General features: G+C 72.4%; 3 protein-coding genes and 1 pseudogene. 2 read left to right on the plus strand and 2 right to left on the minus strand.

All coding sequences use genetic code 11. The annotated features are described in order from the left end of the window. Positions 1-709: M48 family metallopeptidase (locus ACR2JA_RS00205; protein ID WP_434007126.1), on the plus strand; the 709-nt coding region annotated here is incomplete at its 5' end. Positions 710-719: 10 nt separating this feature from the next. Next, positions 720-1,013 carry a hypothetical protein gene (locus ACR2JA_RS00210; protein WP_434007127.1) on the plus strand — a complete coding sequence of 98 codons (294 nt, stop codon included), beginning with the start codon at positions 720-722 and terminating at the stop codon, positions 1,011-1,013. Between the two features lie 27 nt (positions 1,014-1,040). On the opposite strand, the gene ACR2JA_RS00215 is transcribed toward ACR2JA_RS00210, so the two are convergent. Then, on the minus strand, positions 1,041-2,315 hold the full coding sequence (locus ACR2JA_RS00215) for a c-type cytochrome (RefSeq protein WP_434007128.1): 1,275 nt from the start codon (positions 2,313-2,315) through the stop codon (positions 1,041-1,043). Continuing rightward, positions 2,312-2,510: pseudogene (locus ACR2JA_RS00220) on the minus strand (cytochrome c4); the annotation flags it as partial. The pseudogene ACR2JA_RS00220 and the gene ACR2JA_RS00215, both read right to left, overlap by 4 nt.

Below are 2,510 nucleotides of genomic sequence, written 5' to 3' on the forward strand. Positions count from 1 at the left end.
GATGCAAACGCGGCAGGTGAAAGACATTCAGTACCGGCTGCTGCCGGGCGCAGAGCGGCGGACCACCGACATCGTGATCGAGCGCGACGGCGTGATCACGGTGCGGCCACCGCGCCACATGGCGCCCGAGCAGGTGGACGCCACGGTGCTGAGCAAGCGCATGTGGATTTACCGCAACCTGGCCGAATGGCGCGACCTGAACGCCAGCGGCGTGGTGCGCGAATGGGTGAACGGCGAGACTTTTCTTTACCTGGGCAGCAGCTACCAGCTGCAGCTGGTGGCCGAGCAGGATGAGCCGCTGAAGATGAAAGACGGTCGGTTTCTGCTGCTGCGTTCGCTGGTGGAGCACGGTGGCTCTGTGGCAGCACGGGCTGCGTTTGAACAGTTTTACGCCGCCAAGGGTTTGGAACGGCTGCAGCGCCGCGTGGCACATTTCGCGCCCCGCGTGGGCGTGGCGCCCGGGGCCGTGTTGGTGAAAGACATCGGTTTTCGCTGGGCGGCTTGCCAGCCGAGTGGCGACCTGCACTTTCACTGGAAGAGCCTGATGGCTCCGTTGACGGTGCTGGACTACATCGTCGTCCACGAGCTGTGCCACCTGCACCAGCGCGACCACAGCGACGCGTTCTGGAACGAGGTCGACAAGGTGCTGCCGGACTACCGGGAGCGCAAGGAATGGCTGCGGGTACGTGGCGCGACGCTGGATCTCTGAGCCCAACACCATGAGCCTGAATTACCTGATCTTCGACGCCAGCGACGATGGCGAGGGCACCGGCACCTGGGAGGCCATGGCCAGCGTGCACGCGGCCGACCTGCCCGCCGTGCTGGCCGAGGCGCAGGCCGTGCTGGCGGCGGCCGAGCGCCGCGCGCCCGGCCCGCGCGGGCCGCTGGATGAGGATGGCGTGTGGGACGCCGCGCTGGACCAGCACGCCGACGGCGAGCGCACCGCGGTGACGCTGACGATCACCGGGCCGTGGGCATGGGGCGAAGCGCTGATCGAGCGCCTGGGCGCCTGAACACGGCGCCCGGTTGCCCGGCCGGGTTCACTGCACGCGCTGCACGTCCAGCGACGAGACCGCGCCCGCGCGGTTGCCCCAGCTCTGGCGCACGAAGCTGGCCACGGCCGCGATCTCGGCCGGGCTGAGCAGGGTGCGGAACGGCGGCATGCCGTAGGGCTGCGGGTGGCCGGCGGTGGCCGGCGCGAAGCCGCCGCTGACGATGGCCTGCACCGCGTTGATGGGCGAGGCCATCACCACCGCGCGGTTGCCCGCCAGTGGCGGGTAGGCGCCGGTCGCGCCCTGGCCCTGGACGCCGTGACAGCTGGCGCAGTGCTGCTTGTAGATCCGCTGGCCCAGGTCCAGCTGCGCGGGCGCGGCGGGCTCGACCTCGGGCACCGGCTCGGCCTGCACCGGCAGGTCTTTGAGGTACACGGCCATGGCTTGCAGGTCGTCGGCCCGCAGGTGCTGGGTGCTGTCGAACACGACCTCGGCCATCGGGCCCATGACGGTGGCGTGGCCCGGACCGTCGGCCACCGTGCCGTCGCGCAGCAGGGCGACGATGCGCTCGGTCGACCAGTCTTGCAGGCCGCCCTGGGCCGGGTCGCGCAGCGAGGGGGCGAACCAGCGGCCGTCGGGCATCTCGGCCGCGCCGAAGGCCTGGCGCAGGCCGCCCATGGGGTCGCGGCTGCCGTGGCAGGCGGCGCAGTGGGCCAGGCCGTTGACCAGGTAGGCGCCGCGGTTCCACTCGGCCGAGCGCGCGGCGTCGGGCGCAAAGCGCTGCGGCTGGAATTGCAGCAGCTGCCACAGGGCCAGCGCGGCCTGCGTGTTGTACGGGAAGCGCAGCTCGTGCGCCGGCTGGCTCTGCTGCACTGGGGTCAGCTGGCGCAGGTGGGCGTAGAGCGCGTCCACGTCGGCGTCGCTCAGCAGGGTGGTGTGGGTGTAGGGGAAGGCGGGCACCAGCAAACGGCCGTCGCGCGAGCGGCCTTCGTGCAGGGCGCGGCGGAAGGCTTGCGGCGACCACAGGCCCAGGCCGGTCTGCGCATCGGGTGTGAGGTTGCCGGCCACGACGCGGCCAAAGGGCGTGTCGATGAAGCGCCCGCCGGCGTAGGGCTGGCCACCGCGCGCGGTGTGGCAGGCCATGCAGTTGCCGGCGCGTGCCAGGTAGGCGCCGCGTTCAAGCTGCTCGGCCGACGCCGCGGGCACGGTGGACACGGGCGGCAGGGCATCGGCCCGCAGCTGCCAGGCGATGGCCGCCGCCAGCACGGCGCAGCCGAGCACGAAGACGCCGAGCGCGGCGCGCACAGGGGTAGTGCGCTTCATGGCCGGCTCCCGGCGCTGCCGCAGCGCAGCGGCTGGGCCTCGGTGGTGGCGGGCGCGGGGTGCGGATCGGCCGGCAGCGGCTGCGCGGACAACCAGGCGGCCACGGCGGCGATGTCGGGTGCGGCCAGACGCTGGGCGATCTGGGCCATGCAGTCGGGCGCGTGGGCTTGGCGCAGGCCGGTCTGCCAGGCGCCG

Origin of the sequence: Hydrogenophaga sp. (assembly GCF_051007235.1) — a bacterium.
Lineage (GTDB): Bacteria > Pseudomonadota > Gammaproteobacteria > Burkholderiales > Burkholderiaceae_C > Hydrogenophaga.

Coding starts and splice junctions, on each gene's coding strand:
- ACR2JA_RS00210 (WP_434007127.1), top strand. CDS start 720: ATGAGCCTGAATTACCTGATCTTCGACGCCAGCGACGATGGCGAGGGC.
- ACR2JA_RS00215 (WP_434007128.1), bottom strand. CDS start 2,315: ATGAAGCGCACTACCCCTGTGCGCGCCGCGCTCGGCGTCTTCGTGCTC.